Consider the following 15,711-nt stretch of genomic DNA (forward strand, 5'->3'; position numbering starts at 1 on the left):
GACACCTCCCGTGCATCAGATCAGATCGTCGATCCTGATGCGCATCGTGACCGTCCCGCGGACCGCCTTTTCCCAGCGCAAGTTGACCCTGTCCTTGTTCGGGCCTTCCTTTCCGTCATAGTAAGGCACCCCGAAATAGGCCGTCCCATCGGCTTCGCGGATCGCTCCCTCGGCCACGATCGACTCGACCGTCTGCGCCCAGGCCTCGAACGGCAGCTTGGGATGGGGCGACACGACCCAGGTCTTCTGAGCGCTGGCTTCGGTGTGTTGCACGACCAACGGATTTTCCACCTGGATATTGACGTTGAAATAGGCGTTGTCCTCGAAGCGGATGTTACGGAACCGCTCGAAGTTCATGGTCGCAAAGCTGGTGTCGATACCCTCGAAGCGGTCGATCGGCCCGTCGATCAGGCGCACCGTGTTGCCCGTCACCGTCAGCCCGGTGATGAAATGCCCCGGCCCATAGGGTTTTACGGACAGGAAGTTGAAAGAGGGCGCAGTGCTCTGGCTGAGGAAAACGTTGCTGGTTATGGACAAAGCGCTGAACGAAAATTCGCTCGAGAAATCAGGCGCCTCGTCGTACTCGTTCGTCCACTCGATCGACCCGTCACAGATGTAATTACCCGTGATAGAGCCGCGATTGTTGGTTCGCGTCAGCACGAAGATCGCGCTGCGCGGGCCCGGATCGGCGCTGTCGCCTTGGAAACAATGGTTGCCTATGATGATGCTGGACGACCCCGCCAAAATCGCGAAATGCTTGAAGAAATTGCACCGGCAATTGCGGATCTTGATGTCGTTGCCGTTGCAGTTGACCCCGATCGTCGTCCGGTTCGGCACCAGAAGCGGACTTTCCCGCGACAAGAACTGGCACCGATCGATCATCATGCCCTGGTCACCCTCGCCGTGGCTGGTGATGCCCCGGTCAAGCGGCTGAGTGAAGAAACAGTCGCGGAAATGAATGGCCGAGCCCGCGGGCGGCAGCAGCACGGCACTGCAATCGCCGCCGCACTGGAACTCGACATTCGACACCGCGAATTTCGAGATCTGCGAGAAGCCACTGAAATCCCACATGTACTTGAACCGTTTGAACGTGTAGTTCTGCGTGCCTTCCGCATCGTAGAGCGGCTGGCTCAAGGTCACGGTCTGGGCGCCGATGTTTTTGGAACGAACATAGACCTCCCGGCCCACCCCGTTGCCCGTGACCAGCGATCCGACCTGAATATTGGCCACGTTCGCCACGTTGGTCAGGCGTTTGTTGTCGTTGGCGTTGTAGGTTGCCTGAGAGGTGATGGTGTCGGTGTCCCAGTTCGGTCCCGGAAAGACCGAGAACTGCGCGTTCTTGATCACGTGCCGCGTCTTGTAGACCGTCCGGTTTGGCACCGCCGCCTGCATATCCACCGGCGCGCGCAGGGCCACCTTGCGGCCTTTTATGTCCAGCTCGACATGACCCGGGTTGTTCAGCAGCGCCTGGTAGGCCTTTTTGAACGCCATCTCTGTATCGCCACCGAAGGCGTCCACGTACTTGGAAAAGTCGAAATCGTTAACCAGCTCGAAAATCTTGTCGACGGGCATGGTGACCTCGCCCTCGAACTCGACCTTGCTTTGTACGGTCAGGCTGTCGCCGAGAAAATAGGTCCCGGCAGGCACCAGAACAGTCCGTCCGCTCGCCGCCGCATCAGCGGCCTCGAAGGCGGGCAGGTCATTGGTGCTGCCATCGCCTTTCGCGCCGTAATCCCGTACGTCCACCAGCCCGACCAAATCGCGCAGGAAGATACTGGTCACATCCTCGATCCGGATGTCGTCGATCCGCACCACGCCACCGTTGGGGCCCGTCAGGTCGATGCCGAAATGACCGTACAGGGGCTCTGTGCCCCAGACCATGTCAACTCCACCGCGGTCGCCGCTACCGACAATAGCCGTGACCTCGACCACCTCACCATAATTCGTCAGCGCCACGCTCGGGCCGGTCTCGACCAGACCGTTGACATGGGCGCCGCCCGCACCGCCGGCCCAGGCCGCAATGCGTACGTTGGGCAAGTTCCCGGCAATTGCCTTCACCCGCGCGGTGATCTGCAGGTAGCAGCCCGGCAGGATCGGCGTCTCGCCCATGTACCGCAGTTTCTGAACGCTTTGGGTTTTCTGTAACTCCAGCGCCCCGCCGAAATCCTGATCGGCGGGCACGAAGGCGGCGTTGGCCGCCCCATCATATGTGTCGGACCCGGGCGTGCCGTTCCCGCTCGACCAGACATCCAGCCCGTTCGCATAGGCCGGCGGCATAAAGGTGATGCCATCGGTAATTGCCTTGTTCATGAATTTCCCTTTCCGCGCCAGGGGCATCGGTCCCCTGCCGTCACGTGATTGCCAGCCATGGGCGCGAACCGGTGCGCACCCGGGATTCGGGAAATATCAACGGGGTGTTAAAGGTACCTCAGGACACCGTGACGGTGCCCGAGCTTTGCCGGCTATGCCAATAGCGATATGAACAGCGCGTAGGGTGGCTGAAAACCCACCGTCTTGGCTTCCTTTAGGGTCGAATAGCGCCTACGCCATCCCGCCCTGCACCAACCGGTCCGCCAACCGCGCATAGGCCTCCGACACCGCACCGTCCTCCAGCGCCACGGGCCGCCCGGCATCGCCGCCCAGCCGTGTGTCGAGGTCGATCGGCAACGCTCCCAACAGCGGCAGTTCCAACCTCTCGGCCTCCTGCGCCACGCCGCCATGGCCGAAAATCGCCGCCTCGTATCCGCATTGCGGGCAATGGAACATCGACATGTTCTCGATCAGCCCCAGCACCGGCGTCTTCAGCGTGTTGAACATGTCAATCGCCTTGCGCGCATCCAAAAGCGCCACATCCTGCGGCGTCGAGACAACCAGCGCGCCCGTGGGTGCCGCCCGCTGGCACAGGGTCAGTTGCACGTCCCCCGTCCCCGGCGGCAGGTCGACCAGCAGCACGTCCAACTCGCCCCAGTCCACCTGGCTTATCATCTGCTGCAAAGCCCCCATCAGCATCGGCCCCCGCCAGACAACGGCGCGGTCCTCTTCGATCATCAGGCCGATGGACATCATCTTGACGCCATGTGCCTCCAGCGGCGTCAGGATCTTGCCGTCCGGGCTGCTCGCCCGCCCGGTCACGCCCATCATCCGCGGCAGGCTCGGCCCGTGGATGTCACCGTCTAGCAAGCCCGCGCGCCGTCCCGCCTGGGCCAATGCCACCGCCAGGTTCGACGCCACGGTCGACTTGCCCACGCCGCCCTTCCCGGACGCCACCGCCAGGATCGACTTCACCCCGCCCGGCCGGATCGACGCGTTTCCGCCCTCCGGATGCCGCCCCACCTTCAACGACGGGGCCGGGGTCTCGGGTGCCTGCGCGGTCAGCGCCACCTGCGCCGAGGTCACTCCCTCGACCGACAGCGCCGCGCGCTCGGTGGCGGCTCTCAGGGGCTCCATGTGACGTGCCATCTCGGCACTGGGCGCCTCCAACACGAATCGCACTTCGCTGCCTTCGAGTCGCATCGCACGCACCATGTCGCGTGAAATCACGGTACCACCGTCCGGTAATTCCAGCCGTTCCAGTTCCTGGCGCACTTTGTCGAGTATTTCCGTCATGCCCTGTCTCCATGCATCTGTGGCGTCGAAAGTGGCATTTCTGAAAGCGGGTACAACCCCCGTTTCAACGCCGCACAAAAAACCGGCAAATCGATGATATCACACGCAAAATATAAACTATTCTTCTATGCGTTTCCTGCATAGCTGCGTTGCAGCAAAACCCATTGTGCACGCGCAGCATATCGCTATCTTTAACTCAACAGCGAACGAAACGGCCACCGCGCCAAACGCTCGCTAAAACAATCAGGTGCTTCTCCTCCCGTTTGGCACCTGTTCGGGATACCGCCTCTCCTCCCTTGTGCGGTCCCGGCAAGACCTGGGCTCAGAACGGGTCCAACTGTAACGAACGGTCCCTTCCTCCTCCCTGGGACCCGACGTAAAGAACGGCGGCGCCTCTCCTCCTCCCTGGCGTCGCCGTTTTTTCTTTTCCGTGACACCATTCATTCATCTTCCAGACACCCGAACCGGATGTGTCCCGCCGCATGTGACGAGGGGGCCAAGTTCCATGGGCTCAGTGCACAAGCCGGGACGCCCGCCCGCGCCGGCCGCGTGCCATCGGGACAGCGTACCGCGCCTCTTCCAGGAAATCGACGAAGGCACGCGCCGCTGCACTTCCCGGGTTCTGCATCACTGGCTCGGCCAGCGCCTCACGCACCGCGTGCGCGGTGACGGTCCCCGGATAGGCGAAGACCCATTCCAGAAACCCAAGCCGTGCCACGGCCTTAGCCTCTGCGCCGGTGGCGCCGCTGCGCTCCAGTCCATCCATGATCGGTGTCAGGTTCATATCTTCTGCTCTTCCTCTGGCCACACCCCGGGCCGGACTGGGGCGAAGGAAGGCCGCGCGAGAACCGCTTTTCGGTCCACCGCCCGCACCGCCCCCCGCGATTCGACGTTCACCCCAAGGGCTGGTTTCCGGGCTTGGCGGGGGTGCGGATACGCGCGCCTTCCCGGGGCATGACGCCCCAGTGGCCATCTGCGGTATCCCCCATCCTTACCGTTGCGGGGGCAGCGCCGGACTTGCACCGGCTTCCCAATTCTCCACGACTTTCGTGGCACCTTCGGGACCTTCATCTTGCCGCCAACCGGCCTCTGACGCAACCCGCGATTGCGACCATGAACCGCCTGCCGCCGACACCTGCATCCGGCCAGCACCTCGACCCGCTCGGGGTGCCTGTGAAACTGCGCCGCCGGTCTATGGGCGAGCTTTGACAAAAAAGTGAACCGATCCACGTCTGATGCGTAAAACAGAGTGTTTTCACGAGTTATTAGACACCCGGCCCTTGTACCAACTGCCCCGGGAATGAAACGACGGAGAATTTATAATGCAAAGACGCTTCCTTCTCACCGGCGCTCCGGCGCTGCTTCTGACCACCGGCCTGCTTGCAGGCTGTGCGCAGGACCAGGGCACGCCCGATATCGTCGACATCGCGTCGAACGATGGGCGCTTCACCACGCTGGTCGCCGCCCTGCAAGCCGCCGACCTCGTTGATACACTCAAGGGCCCCGGCCCCTTCACCGTTTTCGCGCCCTCCGACGCCGCCTTCGCGGCCCTGCCCGCCGGCACGGTCGACACGCTGCTCCTGCCCGAGAACAAGGACCAGCTGGCCTCGATCCTGACCTATCACGTCGTACCGGGGGCCATCACTTCGGATCAGGTGATCGGCGAGCGCCTCAGCGTCGGCACGGTGCAAGGCAGCAATGTGACCGTCGACGGCCGCACGCGCAAATACGGCGCCGCCGTGCGGGTCAACGATGCAAACGTGACGCAGGCCGATATCATTGCGTCCAACGGCGTGATCCACGTGATCGATAAGGTGCTGATGCCTTAAGGTACAGCGTTACCGCGGTATTAAGGTACAGCGTTACCGCGGTATCAAGGTAGAGTATGTCGCTAAATCGCGCATTGCTAAACCGCAGCAAAGCAAAAAACGGCGCCCCCTAGGGGACGCCGCATCAATCGGCCAAGCACGTGGCTTCACTCCGCCGCCAGCTGCTCCATCACTTCATCGCTGGCCTCGAAATTCGTCGTGACGTTCTGCACGTCATCGTCATCCTCCAGCGCGTCGATCAACCTCATCAGCTTCTGCATCGCTTCCAAATCCAACTCAGTCGTGGTCGTGGGTCGCCAGACCAGCTTGGTCTCGTCACTCTCGCCCAGCTCCGCCTCCAGCACGGTGCTGACGTCGTTCAGGTCGGTATCCGCACACCAGATCACGTGCCCGTCCTCGCCCGATTCCACATCCTCGGCGCCGGCCTCGATCGCGGCCATCATCACCGTGTCGGCGTCGCCCACATCCGCCGGGTAGGTGACCTGCCCCTTGCGTTCGAACATGAACCCGACAGACCCCGTCTCGCCCAGATTCCCGCCGTGCTTGGTAAAGGTCGAGCGGACCGTGCTGGCTGTACGGTTGCGGTTGTCGGTCATCGCCTCGACAATCACCGCCACGCCGTTGGGGCCATAGCCCTCATAGCGGATTTCCTCGTAATCCTCACCATCACCCGCGACCGATTTCTTGATCGCCCGATCGATATTGTCGTTCGGCATCGACTGCGACTTGGCCTGTTTGACGGCCAAACGCAGGCGCGGGTTCTTGTCTGGATCCGGGTCGCCCATCTTGGCGGCGATGGTGATCTCCTTGGACAGCTTCGAGAACAGCTTGGCCCGCTGGGCATCCTGACGGCCCTTGCGGTGCTGAATATTGGCCCATTTCGAGTGGCCGGCCATGACGTGCCTCCAATGACATGCGAGAAGTTCTCGCTTCTATAAATCACCCGTAGGCCCCTGTGCAATCCCGGCAATCGCATGTTGCGCGTGGGCACGTTGCGTTTACGCTGGCCCCAGCAAAAAGGAGAGGCCAATGCCCGGTATCGTCGACATCACGCCCTTCGTCTTCACGCGCGACCTCGCGGCCTCTTGCGAGTTCTTCGAAAGTCTCGGCTTTGCGCCCGGCCTCGTGCAGCCAGATCTGGGCTACGCCTACTGCACCGGGCACGGCCACGCTCTGCGCGTGCTGCAAGTAAGCCCCGAGGCCGAGATCGGCGAACAGATGATCTATCTGGACGTGGACGATATCGACGCATTCTACGACGAACTGCGGCCGGTCCTCGACGACATGCCCGAGGCCCGGGTCCGCCCGCCCTTCAATCAGGACTACGGCCAGCGCGAATTTCACGTCAAGGATCCCGACAATTGCCTGCTGCTCTTCGGCTCCCGCATCATGCGCGCGACGGACATTCCCGGGCAACGCCGAAACTGATGACCCAGGACCAGATCATCCTCTTCGCGCTCTTCGGGGGCGTTTTCGCCCTGCTGCTCTGGGGCCGCTACCGCTACGATATCGTCGCGTTCGGCGCGCTGATGCTGGGCGTGGTGCTGGGTGTCGTGCCCACCGATCAGGCCTTTGCCGGCTTCGGTCACCCGGCAACCATCATCGTGGCCCTCGTGCTCGTTGTCTCCGCCGGTCTGGTGCGCTCCGGTGCGGTTTTCCTCATCACCCGCACGCTGGTCGACAGCTCACGCAGCCTCGGGGCGCATATCACCATCATGGGCGGCATCGGCGGCGTTCTCTCGGCCTTCATGAACAACGTCGCGGCACTGGCCCTGCTTATGCCCGTCGATGTCCAAACCGCCCGCAAGGCCAAGCGCTCTCCGGGCCTCAGCCTCATGCCGCTTTCCTTCGCCACCATTCTCGGCGGCATGGTCACACTGATCGGAACGCCCCCCAACATCATCATCGCTGGCATCCGCGAGGACGCCTTGGGGCAACCTTACTCCATGTTCGACTTTGCCCCCGTCGGCGCCGTCACAGCGCTTGCCGGTCTTGTCTTCGTCGCCCTCATCGGCTGGCGCCTCATCCCGGCCCGCGAAGACAGCGGCCTTCACGCTGCCGAACTGGCCGATTACCTGGCCGAGCTGACCATCCCCGAGGACAGCGCCCATATCGGCAAGCGCCTCGCAGAGTTGCAGGAGGATGCCGACAGCAACGACGTCGCCCTTCTCGGCGTGATGCGCGACGGCAAGCGCCGCTATGGCCGAGCCCGCAACACCATCCTGCAAGCCGGCGACGCGCTGGTGATCGAGGCCACGCCCGACGCGCTGGATGAGTTTCGATCCGCGCTGTCTCTCGCCTTCTCTGACTCCAAGCGCGAGGACAAGGTCCGCGCCGCCGGCGACGGGCTCGACATGATCGAGGTCGTGGTCCCCCGCGACGCTCGCATCGCCGGCCGCACGGCCCAGTCCGTGGGTCTCAACTGGCGCCAGCGCTCCGTGCTGATGGGTATCTCCCGCCGTGGCCGCCAGATCCGCGAACAGGTTCGCAAGACCACGATCCAGCCGGGTGATATCCTGCTCCTGCTGGTCCCGCACGAAACCGGCTCGGACGTGACCGAGTGGCTGGGCTGCCTGCCGCTGGCCGAACGCGGGCTGAAAGTGACCCAGGACCGCAAGACATGGGCCGCCATCGGCATCTTTGGCGCCGCCGTCGCCGCGGCCAGTTTCGGCCTGCTCTATCTTCCTATCGCGCTCGGGCTGGTGGTCATGGCCTACGTGCTGACCCGCATCGTCCCGCCGTCGGAGCTCTACACCCATATCGAATGGCCCGTGGTGGTCCTGCTTGGCTCGATGATCCCCCTCGGCGCCGCGTTCGAAGAGGCCGGCGGCACCGCGCTGCTCGCGGGCGGCCTCGTCGACCTGACGGCAGGCTTTCCCGCCTGGGCGATCCTGACTGTGCTGATGGTCGTCACGATGACGCTCTCGGACGTGCTCAACAACACCGCCACCACCATCGTCGCGGCCCCCGTTGGCATTCAGATGGCAAACACGCTCGACGTCTCGCCCGACCCGTTCCTGATGGCCGTCGCGGTGGCCGCGTCCTCCGCCTATCTCACGCCCATCGGCCACAAGAACAACACGCTGATCCTCGGCCCCGGCGGCTATGCCTTCGGGGATTACTGGCGCATGGGCCTGCCCTTGGAGATCATCGTGGTCGCCGTTTCCGTGCCGGCCATCCTGGTTTTCTGGCCGCTTTAGACGCCCGGCTTCAGCGGCAATGCCGCGCGATCTCGCGCTCGCGCAGGCCGGTCTCGACCAGCAGGCACTTGTCCCGCGCCGCATAGTAATAGCCCCGCGCGTACCACATCACCGCGTCAGGCTCGCTACCTTCCGACACCAGCCACGCGCCGCGCAGGTATTTCACCGCGTATTTCAGGTTGGTCTCCGGGTTTAGCAGGTCACTCGCCTGCCCCTGAAATCCCATGCCGCGCGCCGTGGCGGGCAGGATCTGCATCATCCCCCAGTAGGGGCCATTGCGCGCCTTGGGGCGGTAATCACTCTCGCGCTGCACCACCCGGTGCACCAGCGACCGCGGCACTTCGTAAGTGTCGGCATACTGGTTGATCAGCGCCCGGATCTGCGGCGTCTCGTTGGGATAAAGCGGCGGGTTGTGCGCCGCCGGCGGCTCCGGCGCCTCTTTCGCGCTGCATCCCGCAATCGCGCACACCAACGTAAAGGTCATCAAACGCCGCATCAGAAAATCCCCCGGTTTTTCGGTCTTTTTTCCCAAGCCCCGGTCTCTGGCAAGCTTCCAGATATCTGACGCGCGAGAATCCGCCATTTATATTTGCGCCGCCCACTTGCAAACCACGCGGCCCATCCCATTTCACCGCCATCCGGGTGCGAGGCTCCGCCCGGCGGCTGCAAGGCGCGGGGTCGCGCCAAGAGTGCTTTCCTCCCCCTGGATCAACCCCATGCGCATCATCACCGCTGCAATCGCTGCCGCCATCGCGGCCCTTCCCGCCTTCGCCGACGACACCGAGGGCCACGTGCTCGCCTTCGACCGCATCGACGGCATCATCGTTCTCACCGACAAGACAGTCTGGGAAGTGCCCACCGAGATCAGCCTGCCCGAGGACTTAGGTCGCGGCGACCGCGTTCTTTTCGAATATGACACCGCAGGCGAAGACGGCATGACAAAGCTTAACGCCGTCACGCGCCTGGCCACCGCGCTGCCCGAAGGCACCGACGGCGGCAGCTAGGCCCGGCATTCCGGGGGCCAGACACAAGGCCTGCCCCCGGACCGTATCCTGCGGCGATTGACACCACCGTCCGGAATGATATCTGCCACGAGACTTTCCCGGACAAGAGCCCGATATAATGAATAAAATGCCAGCCTCGGTGTTCCCTGCACCAGCCAGCACCGCCGTCGCCCTCTGCCTTGCCGCGCTCGTCTCGGCGTGCGGCAGTTCCGGCAGCATCCCGTTGAAGAACCCCAACTACTTCTCGGGCCGCGTCGACAAGGACACGGGCGTCATGACTGGCCAATACAACCCCGCAGGCTATTCGACGTCGCAGGTGAAAACCGTCATTGCGCGCATCTGCGAGGGCAAGCGCCTTGCCACGTACAGCGAGGCCGCGCAGGACACGCTCCGAGCCTTCACGCTCACCTGCCGGGGCGGCTTTGATCGCAAATGGGGCTTCGTCAGTTTCGAGCGCACTGCACGCGGCACGGTGATGATCGAATCCACCGGCGGCGGTCGTAAAGGCGAGGTCGTCTTTACTCAAGCCGAAGTCCCGCTGTCCGGTCGCGGCGCAGCCCCTGCCCCGGTCCCGGCTGCCACGCCTACGGCAGAGGCGCCCGCCAAGGGCCAAACGTCTGCGGCACGACCCTCAGACACGTCACCGGCGCCGAAATGCCGCGACTCGATCACCGTCTACTGCAAAGACCCCTCGTCAGGCCGCATCATTCCCGGCGCAACTCCCGGACCGACCTGACCCAAGCGGTCACCGGCCACGGCCTCCTCACGCCCACCCCACGGCGGCCCGATAGAGATGCCAGGTCGCATGGCCCAGCACCGGCAGCACGACGATCAGCCCGAGGAATAGCGGCACCGTCCCGATCAGCATCAGGACAGCCACGATGCCCCCCCACCGGGCCACCGTAACGGGATTCTTCTGCATCACCCGCAAAGAGGTCGCCACCGCCACGGCCAGCCCGACCCGGCGGTCGATCAGCATCGGAAAGGTCGTCAGGCTGACCGCGAGAACCATCACCGCAAAGACCGCGCCAACCGTCATGCCTACAACGATCATCGTCCAGCCCGGCCCGGTCGTCAGAACATCCATCGCGAAACGCGACACGCTCTGCGGCGGCTCCGGCCCCAGCGTCCAGTCATAGATCTTCATGGCGGCCAGCATCCAGACGATAAACACCGCCAGCAGATACAGCGCCATCACCAGCACCGGCCCGATATTCTCGGCCCGGATCACCGACAGCGCGGCACTCCAGCCCACGTCATCGCGCTTTTCCGCCTGTCGGCTCATCTCGTAAAGGCCGATCGCCACGATCGGCCCCAACAGCAGGAAGCCCGCCGCCAGCGGGAACAGCATCGGCAGCATCGCTTGGTGAAAGGCGAAGAACGACAGGCACAGCCCGATCGCCGGATAGATCATCACCAGGAACATCACATCACTGCGAAAGCGCGAGAAATCGGCATAGCCCTTGCGCAAAGCGTCGCTCAGATCCCGGCTGGAAAGCGACCTCGCCTCGGGCGTGGCTTCCGTCCCACCGCTCAGCGCGACGGTGGCATCGCCCACCGACCGGCTCGCGCCGGACACGCCCTGAAAGAACCAAGACAGCGGGTTTCCGATTGTTTTGACCATGAGACACTCCCTCCCTCCGTTCGGCCGGGCATTCCCGGTCGGATTGGGTTTGGGCGGGTCTTCGTCATTTGGCGGAGCACCCGCCTATCTAGTCACCCTACCACAACCAAGGCGTGCAGGTGATCACGATTTGGAGACAGCGCCCGTCAGGCGCGGCGCCCCCGTTGTTTCACTGTTCCCAAAATACTCGATATCCGACGCCCGCCTTAAAGCGGCCAGATGAACGGGATCAGCGCACTAGCCAACAACCCCACGCTCAGGTTCAGCGGCACGCCCACCTTCAGGAAGTCGGTAAACTTGTAGCCTCCGGGCCCATAGACCAGCGTGTTGGTCTGATATCCGATGGGCGTGGCGAAACTGGCCGAGGCCGCGACCATTACCGCCACCACAAGCGCCCGCGCGTCGATTCCCATCGCATCCGCCAGCCCGATGGCAATGGGCGTCACCACCACCGCCACCGCGTTGTTGCTCACCAGTTCCGTCAAAACCGACGTCAGAAGGTAGATCGCCCAGACGATCAGGAACGGCGGCAGCCCGGACAGCCCTGGCGCCACCGCATTTACGATCAGCTGCACCGCCCCCGACGCATCCAGCGCCGCGCCGATGGCCAGCATCGAAAAGATCAGTGCCAACAGCCGCCCTTCCACAAAAGAAAACGCCTCCTCCGCGTCGATGCAGCGCGACAACAGCACCACCGCCAGCGCGATCACCGTCAGCGCCAGGATCGGGGCCACGCCCAATGCGGCCAGGATCACGATTCCCGCCAGCGCCGCCAGCGCCACCGGCGCGTGCCCGCGCCGGAACGCCTTGGCCGATGGATGGCTGACGTCGACCAGATCCATTTCGCCCGCCAGCCGCTTGATGTCCTCCGGCGCACCTTCCAGCAGCAGCGTGTCGCCCACCCGCACGATCAGGTCATCCAGCTGCCGCCCGATATTCTGGTTACGCCGGTGCACCGCCAGCGGATAGACCCCGAACCGACGCCTTAGCCGCAGCGATCCCAGGCTGCGCGCCACCATCTTGCACCCCGGCGTGATCAACACCTCCACCGTTGTCGTCTCCACCTGTGACACCTGGTCGACGCGCTTCAGCTCCTTGTTGCGCTGCAGGCTCAAGAGCTCGGTCATCTGCGTGCGCAGAACCACCCTGTCGCCCACCTGCAACTCCACCCCCTGCAGATTGCGCCGCAAAGAGATATCGCCCCGCACCACGTCCACCAGCCGCACGCCTTCGCGCTTGAACAGCTGCACGCCGGTCACTTCCCGACCTATAAGGTTGCTGTCCGGCGGGATTACCGCCTCGGTAAAGAACTTCATCTTCGAGCGGTCCGACAGCATGTCCGCCATGCTCTCGCGCTCCGGCAACAGGCGCGGCGCGATGAAATAAAGGTACACCGCTCCCCACGCCACAAGGCACAGCGCCAGCGGCGTCACCTCGAAAATTCCGAACGGCTCCATCCCCTGAGACCGCGCCACCCCGTCGACCAGCAGGTTCGTCGAAGTCCCGATCAGCGTCAGCGTCCCGCCCAGAATGGCGGCATAGCTCAGTGGGATCAGCATTTTCGAGGCTGTCACCCCCAGCGTCCGCGCCAGTTGCACAAAGATCGGGATCATCACCACAACCACGGGCGTGTTGTTCATGAAAGCCGAACCGAACACGACAAAGGCCATCAACATCCCGATCGCCAGCTTGGGGTTCACCTTGGCCTGCCGGTCCGCCACCGTCGTAAACGCATCCAGAGCGCCCGTGCGCACCAGCGCCCCCATCACCACGAACATCCCGGCGATGGTCCAGGGCGCGGGGTTCGACAGCACCTCGAGACCCGCGTCATAAGGCAGTACCCCCAGCGCCAGCAGCACCGCGGCCCCGCTCAGCGCCACCACCTCTGTGGGATAGGTCTCGCGAATAAACAGCACGAACATCACCGCGACCACGCCCAAGGCGACCAGCGGCTGGGCACCCTGCGAAAGCTCAATGAATTGCATCAGTTCTGCCCGTCCCGGTCCGATGTCATGCCAGTTTCGGCATTCTCATCTATCACGCGCCCCGGCACAAGAACCCGTGCGGCCCGGGGTTGCACCAGGAACATCCCCAGCATCATCACCCCCAGCGCCAGCCAGACCCAGATCGAATAGCTCTCCCCCAACAGCGTCATCGACCACAGCACACCCGCCGCCGTCACCATGTACGACGTCTGCGCCGAAAAGACCGACCCGGCATGGCCCACCATCCACACGTAGGAGGCATAGACCAACGCGTGCAGCGCCGCCGCCGCCACCAGCGCCAGCTCCGGCACGCCCACACCCTCCAGCGGGTTGATCCACTGCCCGGTGCCCACCGCGACGGGCAGCGCCACGACCGCCCCGATCATTGATGCGCCGATTATCACCTGCATCGGGTCCAGGCCCTGCGTGCCCCATTTCGCCACCAAGTTGCCTTCGGTCGCGTACAGCGCCGGCGCGCACAGCGCCACCAGAACGAACAGCGCCGAGGTTCCCGTGGGCAGGCTCGCCTCCGGCCCCACCAACAGGACGATACCCCCCAGCCCCAGGATCACGCCCCAAAGCCGCTGCCACTCGAAGCGCTCGTTGCCCATAACCACCGCGATCGGCAGCGAGAACATGGCGACCGAGGCAATCACGATCGACATCACCCCGCCCGAAAGCTGGGCCGCCGCGGTGTAAAAGAAGATATCCGGCAACACCGCCCCGCACAGCGCCACCATCAGGAACAATCGCAGGTAGGGTCGCGCGAAGACGACCTTACGCCCCCGCAACAGCGTGACCGCGCCCAGGCATAAAACCACGATGATCAACTGCCAGAAGATCAAGCCGAACGGCTGGTGCCCCGTACTCACCGCGATCTTGCTCAGCGGAATCGACAGGCCCCACCCCAGCCCCATGGCAACCAGAGCGGTATAAAGCCCAAGGATTCGCCTCATGGACCGCTGGCCGCCAGCCGCCCGCCGTCGCGGACCATCTCCACCTTCGTTGCCTTGCCCGTAGCGTCATCGGTCTCGACATACAGCCCGCACAGCGTCACCTCGCCCATGGCCGGCGTGAACCGCTCCTTGCCCATCCCGGTCACGAAGCGCCGCATCGGCTCGGTCTTGTCCATGCCGATCACGCTCAGGTAATCGCCGCACATGCCCGCATCCGACTGGAACGCCGTGCCGCCCGGCAGGATCTGCGCATCGGCGGTGGGCACATGGGTGTGGCTGCCCACGACGATGCTCGCACGCCCGTCGCAGTAATGTCCCATGCCCATCTTCTCGCTGGTCGCCTCGCAGTGGATGTCGATCAGGCTCGCCTGCACCGCGCCCCCCGGCACATGCGCCCGCATCACCGTGTCCACGGCGCTGAACGGGTCGTCGAAGGCCCTCTTCATGAAGACTTGCCCCAGCACCTGCGCCACCAGCACCTTGCGCCCCCGCGCATCGGAAAAAACAGCCGCACCACGCCCCGGCGCGCCCTTGGCGAAATTCAGGGGCCGGACGATCCGCGGCTCGCCCTCGATATATTGCAGCATGTCCTTCTGGTCGAACGCGTGATCGCCCAGTGTCAGGCAATCCGCCCCTGCCTCCAAGAGCGCCTTGGCATGTGCGCCGCTCAGCCCCATGCCGCCCGTAGCGTTCTCGCCGTTGACCACGACGAAATCCAGTCTCCACGCCTCGCGCAGGCCCGGCAAACGCTCCGCGACGGCCTGCCGCCCGGCCCGGCCCATCACGTCTCCAAGGTACAAAATCCTCATGGCGAAACTGGTAGAGACACCGCTTGCAAAGGGCAAGGGCCAGCGATGCCCACCCGCCGTCTCGGGCTTGACCCGGGACCTCTTACCTCCTCGCGCAGCCCTGCCTCAGTCAGCAACCTCGTAGCGCGCCTCAAAGACAATCGGAAACGCCACCGACCGCGCCACGAAACAGACGTCGTGAATGCGTCCATGGATCTTATCCGCCGCCTCCATGTCCGTCCCCTCAGGCACCGTGATCACCGGACGCAGCACGGCTCGCGTGAACCGTCCCTTGCCCGAGGGCTCCACTTCCGCCTCTCCCAGCGGATCGTCAACGTATCCCTGCACCGCGATCCCCGCGTCGCTGGCGAAATGCAGGTACCACAGCATGTGGCACGCACTCACCGTCGCCAGCAGCAGGTCCTCGGGATTGTGCCGGGCCGGGTCGCCGCCCAGCATTGGATCGTTCGAGCAGGACACCACCGACTTGCCCGGCGTCTCGATGTTCCAGGTCCGGTCATAGCCCTTGTAAGTCCGCGTGCCATCGCCCCGGTTGCCGGTCCAGACCACCTTGGCGGTGTAGTCGTGGGTGTCCATGTTACCTTCTCCAAAGTTCTGGTCGAATTGATTCAATACCAACTACGCAGCACGCGCGGAATCAAGGCCGCAGGCCGCCGCGCGATCGCCCGATGACCGAAAGGCGATTGCCTGCAATCGCC

The 15,711-nt window shown here is 63.9% G+C and carries 15 protein-coding genes and 1 riboswitch; of the genes, 5 read left to right on the forward strand and 10 right to left on the reverse strand.

Going from position 1 to position 15,711, the window contains the following annotated elements:
* Positions 1–15 precede the first annotated feature (15 nt).
* The 3 genes from FIU86_RS11580 to FIU86_RS11590 all read right to left on the reverse strand — a co-directional run bounded on the left by FIU86_RS11580 (position 16) and on the right by FIU86_RS11590 (position 4,390).
* On the reverse strand, positions 16–2,310 hold the full coding sequence (locus FIU86_RS11580) for a glycosyl hydrolase family 28-related protein (protein WP_152475227.1): 2,295 nt from the start codon (positions 2,308–2,310) through the stop codon (positions 16–18).
* A 231-nt stretch (positions 2,311–2,541) separates the two neighbouring features.
* On the reverse strand, positions 2,542–3,606 hold the full coding sequence (locus tag FIU86_RS11585; protein WP_152475228.1) for an Mrp/NBP35 family ATP-binding protein: 1,065 nt from the start codon (positions 3,604–3,606) through the stop codon (positions 2,542–2,544).
* 511 nt (positions 3,607–4,117) lie between these two features.
* Complete coding sequence (locus tag FIU86_RS11590) at positions 4,118–4,390, reverse strand: hypothetical protein (protein WP_254703813.1); 273 nt, start codon at positions 4,388–4,390, stop codon at positions 4,118–4,120.
* Between the two features lie 101 nt (positions 4,391–4,491).
* Positions 4,492–4,681, reverse strand: a riboswitch (cobalamin riboswitch).
* A gap of 247 nt (positions 4,682–4,928) precedes the next feature.
* On the opposite strand from FIU86_RS11590, the gene FIU86_RS11595 reads away from it, so the two are divergent.
* On the forward strand, positions 4,929–5,435 hold the full coding sequence (locus tag FIU86_RS11595) for a fasciclin domain-containing protein (RefSeq protein WP_152475229.1): 507 nt from the start codon (positions 4,929–4,931) through the stop codon (positions 5,433–5,435).
* 146 nt (positions 5,436–5,581) lie between these two features.
* Here the strand turns inward: FIU86_RS11595 and FIU86_RS11600 are convergent, their stop codons facing one another.
* Positions 5,582–6,331 (reverse strand): YebC/PmpR family DNA-binding transcriptional regulator, encoded by a 750-nt coding sequence (locus tag FIU86_RS11600; RefSeq protein WP_152475230.1) that lies wholly within the window; start codon positions 6,329–6,331, stop codon positions 5,582–5,584.
* Between the two features lie 133 nt (positions 6,332–6,464).
* On the opposite strand from FIU86_RS11600, the gene FIU86_RS11605 reads away from it, so the two are divergent.
* Positions 6,465–6,863, forward strand: a complete 399-nt coding sequence (locus FIU86_RS11605; RefSeq protein ID WP_152475231.1) for a VOC family protein — start codon at positions 6,465–6,467, stop codon at positions 6,861–6,863.
* Entirely contained in the window at positions 6,863–8,635 is a 1,773-nt protein-coding gene (locus tag FIU86_RS11610) for an SLC13 family permease (RefSeq protein ID WP_152475232.1), read from the forward strand. The genes FIU86_RS11605 and FIU86_RS11610 overlap by 1 nt, the downstream gene beginning before the upstream one ends.
* A 10-nt stretch (positions 8,636–8,645) precedes the next feature.
* On the opposite strand, the gene FIU86_RS11615 is transcribed toward FIU86_RS11610, so the two are convergent.
* Positions 8,646–9,131, reverse strand: a complete 486-nt coding sequence (locus tag FIU86_RS11615) for a lytic transglycosylase domain-containing protein (protein WP_254703814.1) — start codon at positions 9,129–9,131, stop codon at positions 8,646–8,648.
* A 220-nt stretch (positions 9,132–9,351) separates the two neighbouring features.
* On the opposite strand from FIU86_RS11615, the gene FIU86_RS11620 reads away from it, so the two are divergent.
* Both FIU86_RS11620 and FIU86_RS11625 read left to right on the forward strand, forming a co-directional pair.
* The gene (locus tag FIU86_RS11620; RefSeq protein ID WP_152475233.1) at positions 9,352–9,639 is read left to right on the forward strand and encodes a hypothetical protein; all 288 of its coding nucleotides are present in this window, start codon (positions 9,352–9,354) and stop codon (positions 9,637–9,639) included.
* 118 nt (positions 9,640–9,757) lie between these two features.
* Positions 9,758–10,375 carry a hypothetical protein gene (locus tag FIU86_RS11625; protein ID WP_152475234.1) on the forward strand — a complete coding sequence of 206 codons (618 nt, stop codon included), beginning with the start codon at positions 9,758–9,760 and terminating at the stop codon, positions 10,373–10,375.
* Positions 10,376–10,402: 27 nt separating this feature from the next.
* On the opposite strand, the gene FIU86_RS11630 is transcribed toward FIU86_RS11625, so the two are convergent.
* The 5 genes from FIU86_RS11630 to FIU86_RS11650 all read right to left on the reverse strand — a co-directional run bounded on the left by FIU86_RS11630 (position 10,403) and on the right by FIU86_RS11650 (position 15,589).
* Positions 10,403–11,263 carry a DUF2189 domain-containing protein gene (locus FIU86_RS11630; RefSeq protein WP_152475235.1) on the reverse strand — a complete coding sequence of 287 codons (861 nt, stop codon included), beginning with the start codon at positions 11,261–11,263 and terminating at the stop codon, positions 10,403–10,405.
* Between the two features lie 206 nt (positions 11,264–11,469).
* A complete protein-coding gene (locus tag FIU86_RS11635; protein WP_152475236.1) occupies positions 11,470–13,248 on the reverse strand; it encodes an SLC13 family permease in 1,779 nt (592 codons plus the stop codon).
* Entirely contained in the window at positions 13,248–14,204 is a 957-nt protein-coding gene (locus FIU86_RS11640) for a DMT family transporter (protein ID WP_152475237.1), read from the reverse strand. Before FIU86_RS11640 ends, FIU86_RS11635 begins: the two co-directional genes overlap by 1 nt.
* Positions 14,201–15,013 (reverse strand): TIGR00282 family metallophosphoesterase, encoded by an 813-nt coding sequence (locus FIU86_RS11645; protein ID WP_152475238.1) that lies wholly within the window; start codon positions 15,011–15,013, stop codon positions 14,201–14,203. The genes FIU86_RS11640 and FIU86_RS11645 overlap by 4 nt, the downstream gene beginning before the upstream one ends.
* Positions 15,014–15,118: 105 nt before the next feature.
* On the reverse strand, positions 15,119–15,589 hold the full coding sequence (locus FIU86_RS11650; protein ID WP_152475239.1) for an OsmC family protein: 471 nt from the start codon (positions 15,587–15,589) through the stop codon (positions 15,119–15,121).
* Positions 15,590–15,711: the final 122 nt, after the last annotated feature.

The sequence above is a fragment of the Roseovarius sp. THAF9 genome (assembly GCF_009363715.1).
GTDB lineage: Bacteria > Pseudomonadota > Alphaproteobacteria > Rhodobacterales > Rhodobacteraceae > Roseovarius.

What these genes read in the sequence shown, in the direction of transcription:
- FIU86_RS11580 (WP_152475227.1), bottom strand. Translation starts at nt 2,310, where the DNA reads ATGAACAAGGCAATTACCGATGGCATCACCTTTATGCCGCCGGCCTAT.
- FIU86_RS11585 (WP_152475228.1), bottom strand. Translation starts at nt 3,606, where the DNA reads ATGACGGAAATACTCGACAAAGTGCGCCAGGAACTGGAACGGCTGGAA.
- FIU86_RS11590 (WP_254703813.1), bottom strand. Translation starts at nt 4,390, where the DNA reads ATGAACCTGACACCGATCATGGATGGACTGGAGCGCAGCGGCGCCACC.
- FIU86_RS11595 (WP_152475229.1), top strand. Translation starts at nt 4,929, where the DNA reads ATGCAAAGACGCTTCCTTCTCACCGGCGCTCCGGCGCTGCTTCTGACC.
- FIU86_RS11600 (WP_152475230.1), bottom strand. Translation starts at nt 6,331, where the DNA reads ATGGCCGGCCACTCGAAATGGGCCAATATTCAGCACCGCAAGGGCCGT.
- FIU86_RS11605 (WP_152475231.1), top strand. Translation starts at nt 6,465, where the DNA reads ATGCCCGGTATCGTCGACATCACGCCCTTCGTCTTCACGCGCGACCTC.
- FIU86_RS11610 (WP_152475232.1), top strand. Translation starts at nt 6,863, where the DNA reads ATGACCCAGGACCAGATCATCCTCTTCGCGCTCTTCGGGGGCGTTTTC.
- FIU86_RS11615 (WP_254703814.1), bottom strand. Translation starts at nt 9,131, where the DNA reads ATGCGGCGTTTGATGACCTTTACGTTGGTGTGCGCGATTGCGGGATGC.
- FIU86_RS11620 (WP_152475233.1), top strand. Translation starts at nt 9,352, where the DNA reads ATGCGCATCATCACCGCTGCAATCGCTGCCGCCATCGCGGCCCTTCCC.
- FIU86_RS11625 (WP_152475234.1), top strand. Translation starts at nt 9,758, where the DNA reads ATGAATAAAATGCCAGCCTCGGTGTTCCCTGCACCAGCCAGCACCGCC.
- FIU86_RS11630 (WP_152475235.1), bottom strand. Translation starts at nt 11,263, where the DNA reads ATGGTCAAAACAATCGGAAACCCGCTGTCTTGGTTCTTTCAGGGCGTG.
- FIU86_RS11635 (WP_152475236.1), bottom strand. Translation starts at nt 13,248, where the DNA reads ATGCAATTCATTGAGCTTTCGCAGGGTGCCCAGCCGCTGGTCGCCTTG.
- FIU86_RS11640 (WP_152475237.1), bottom strand. Translation starts at nt 14,204, where the DNA reads ATGAGGCGAATCCTTGGGCTTTATACCGCTCTGGTTGCCATGGGGCTG.
- FIU86_RS11645 (WP_152475238.1), bottom strand. Translation starts at nt 15,013, where the DNA reads ATGAGGATTTTGTACCTTGGAGACGTGATGGGCCGGGCCGGGCGGCAG.
- FIU86_RS11650 (WP_152475239.1), bottom strand. Translation starts at nt 15,589, where the DNA reads ATGGACACCCACGACTACACCGCCAAGGTGGTCTGGACCGGCAACCGG.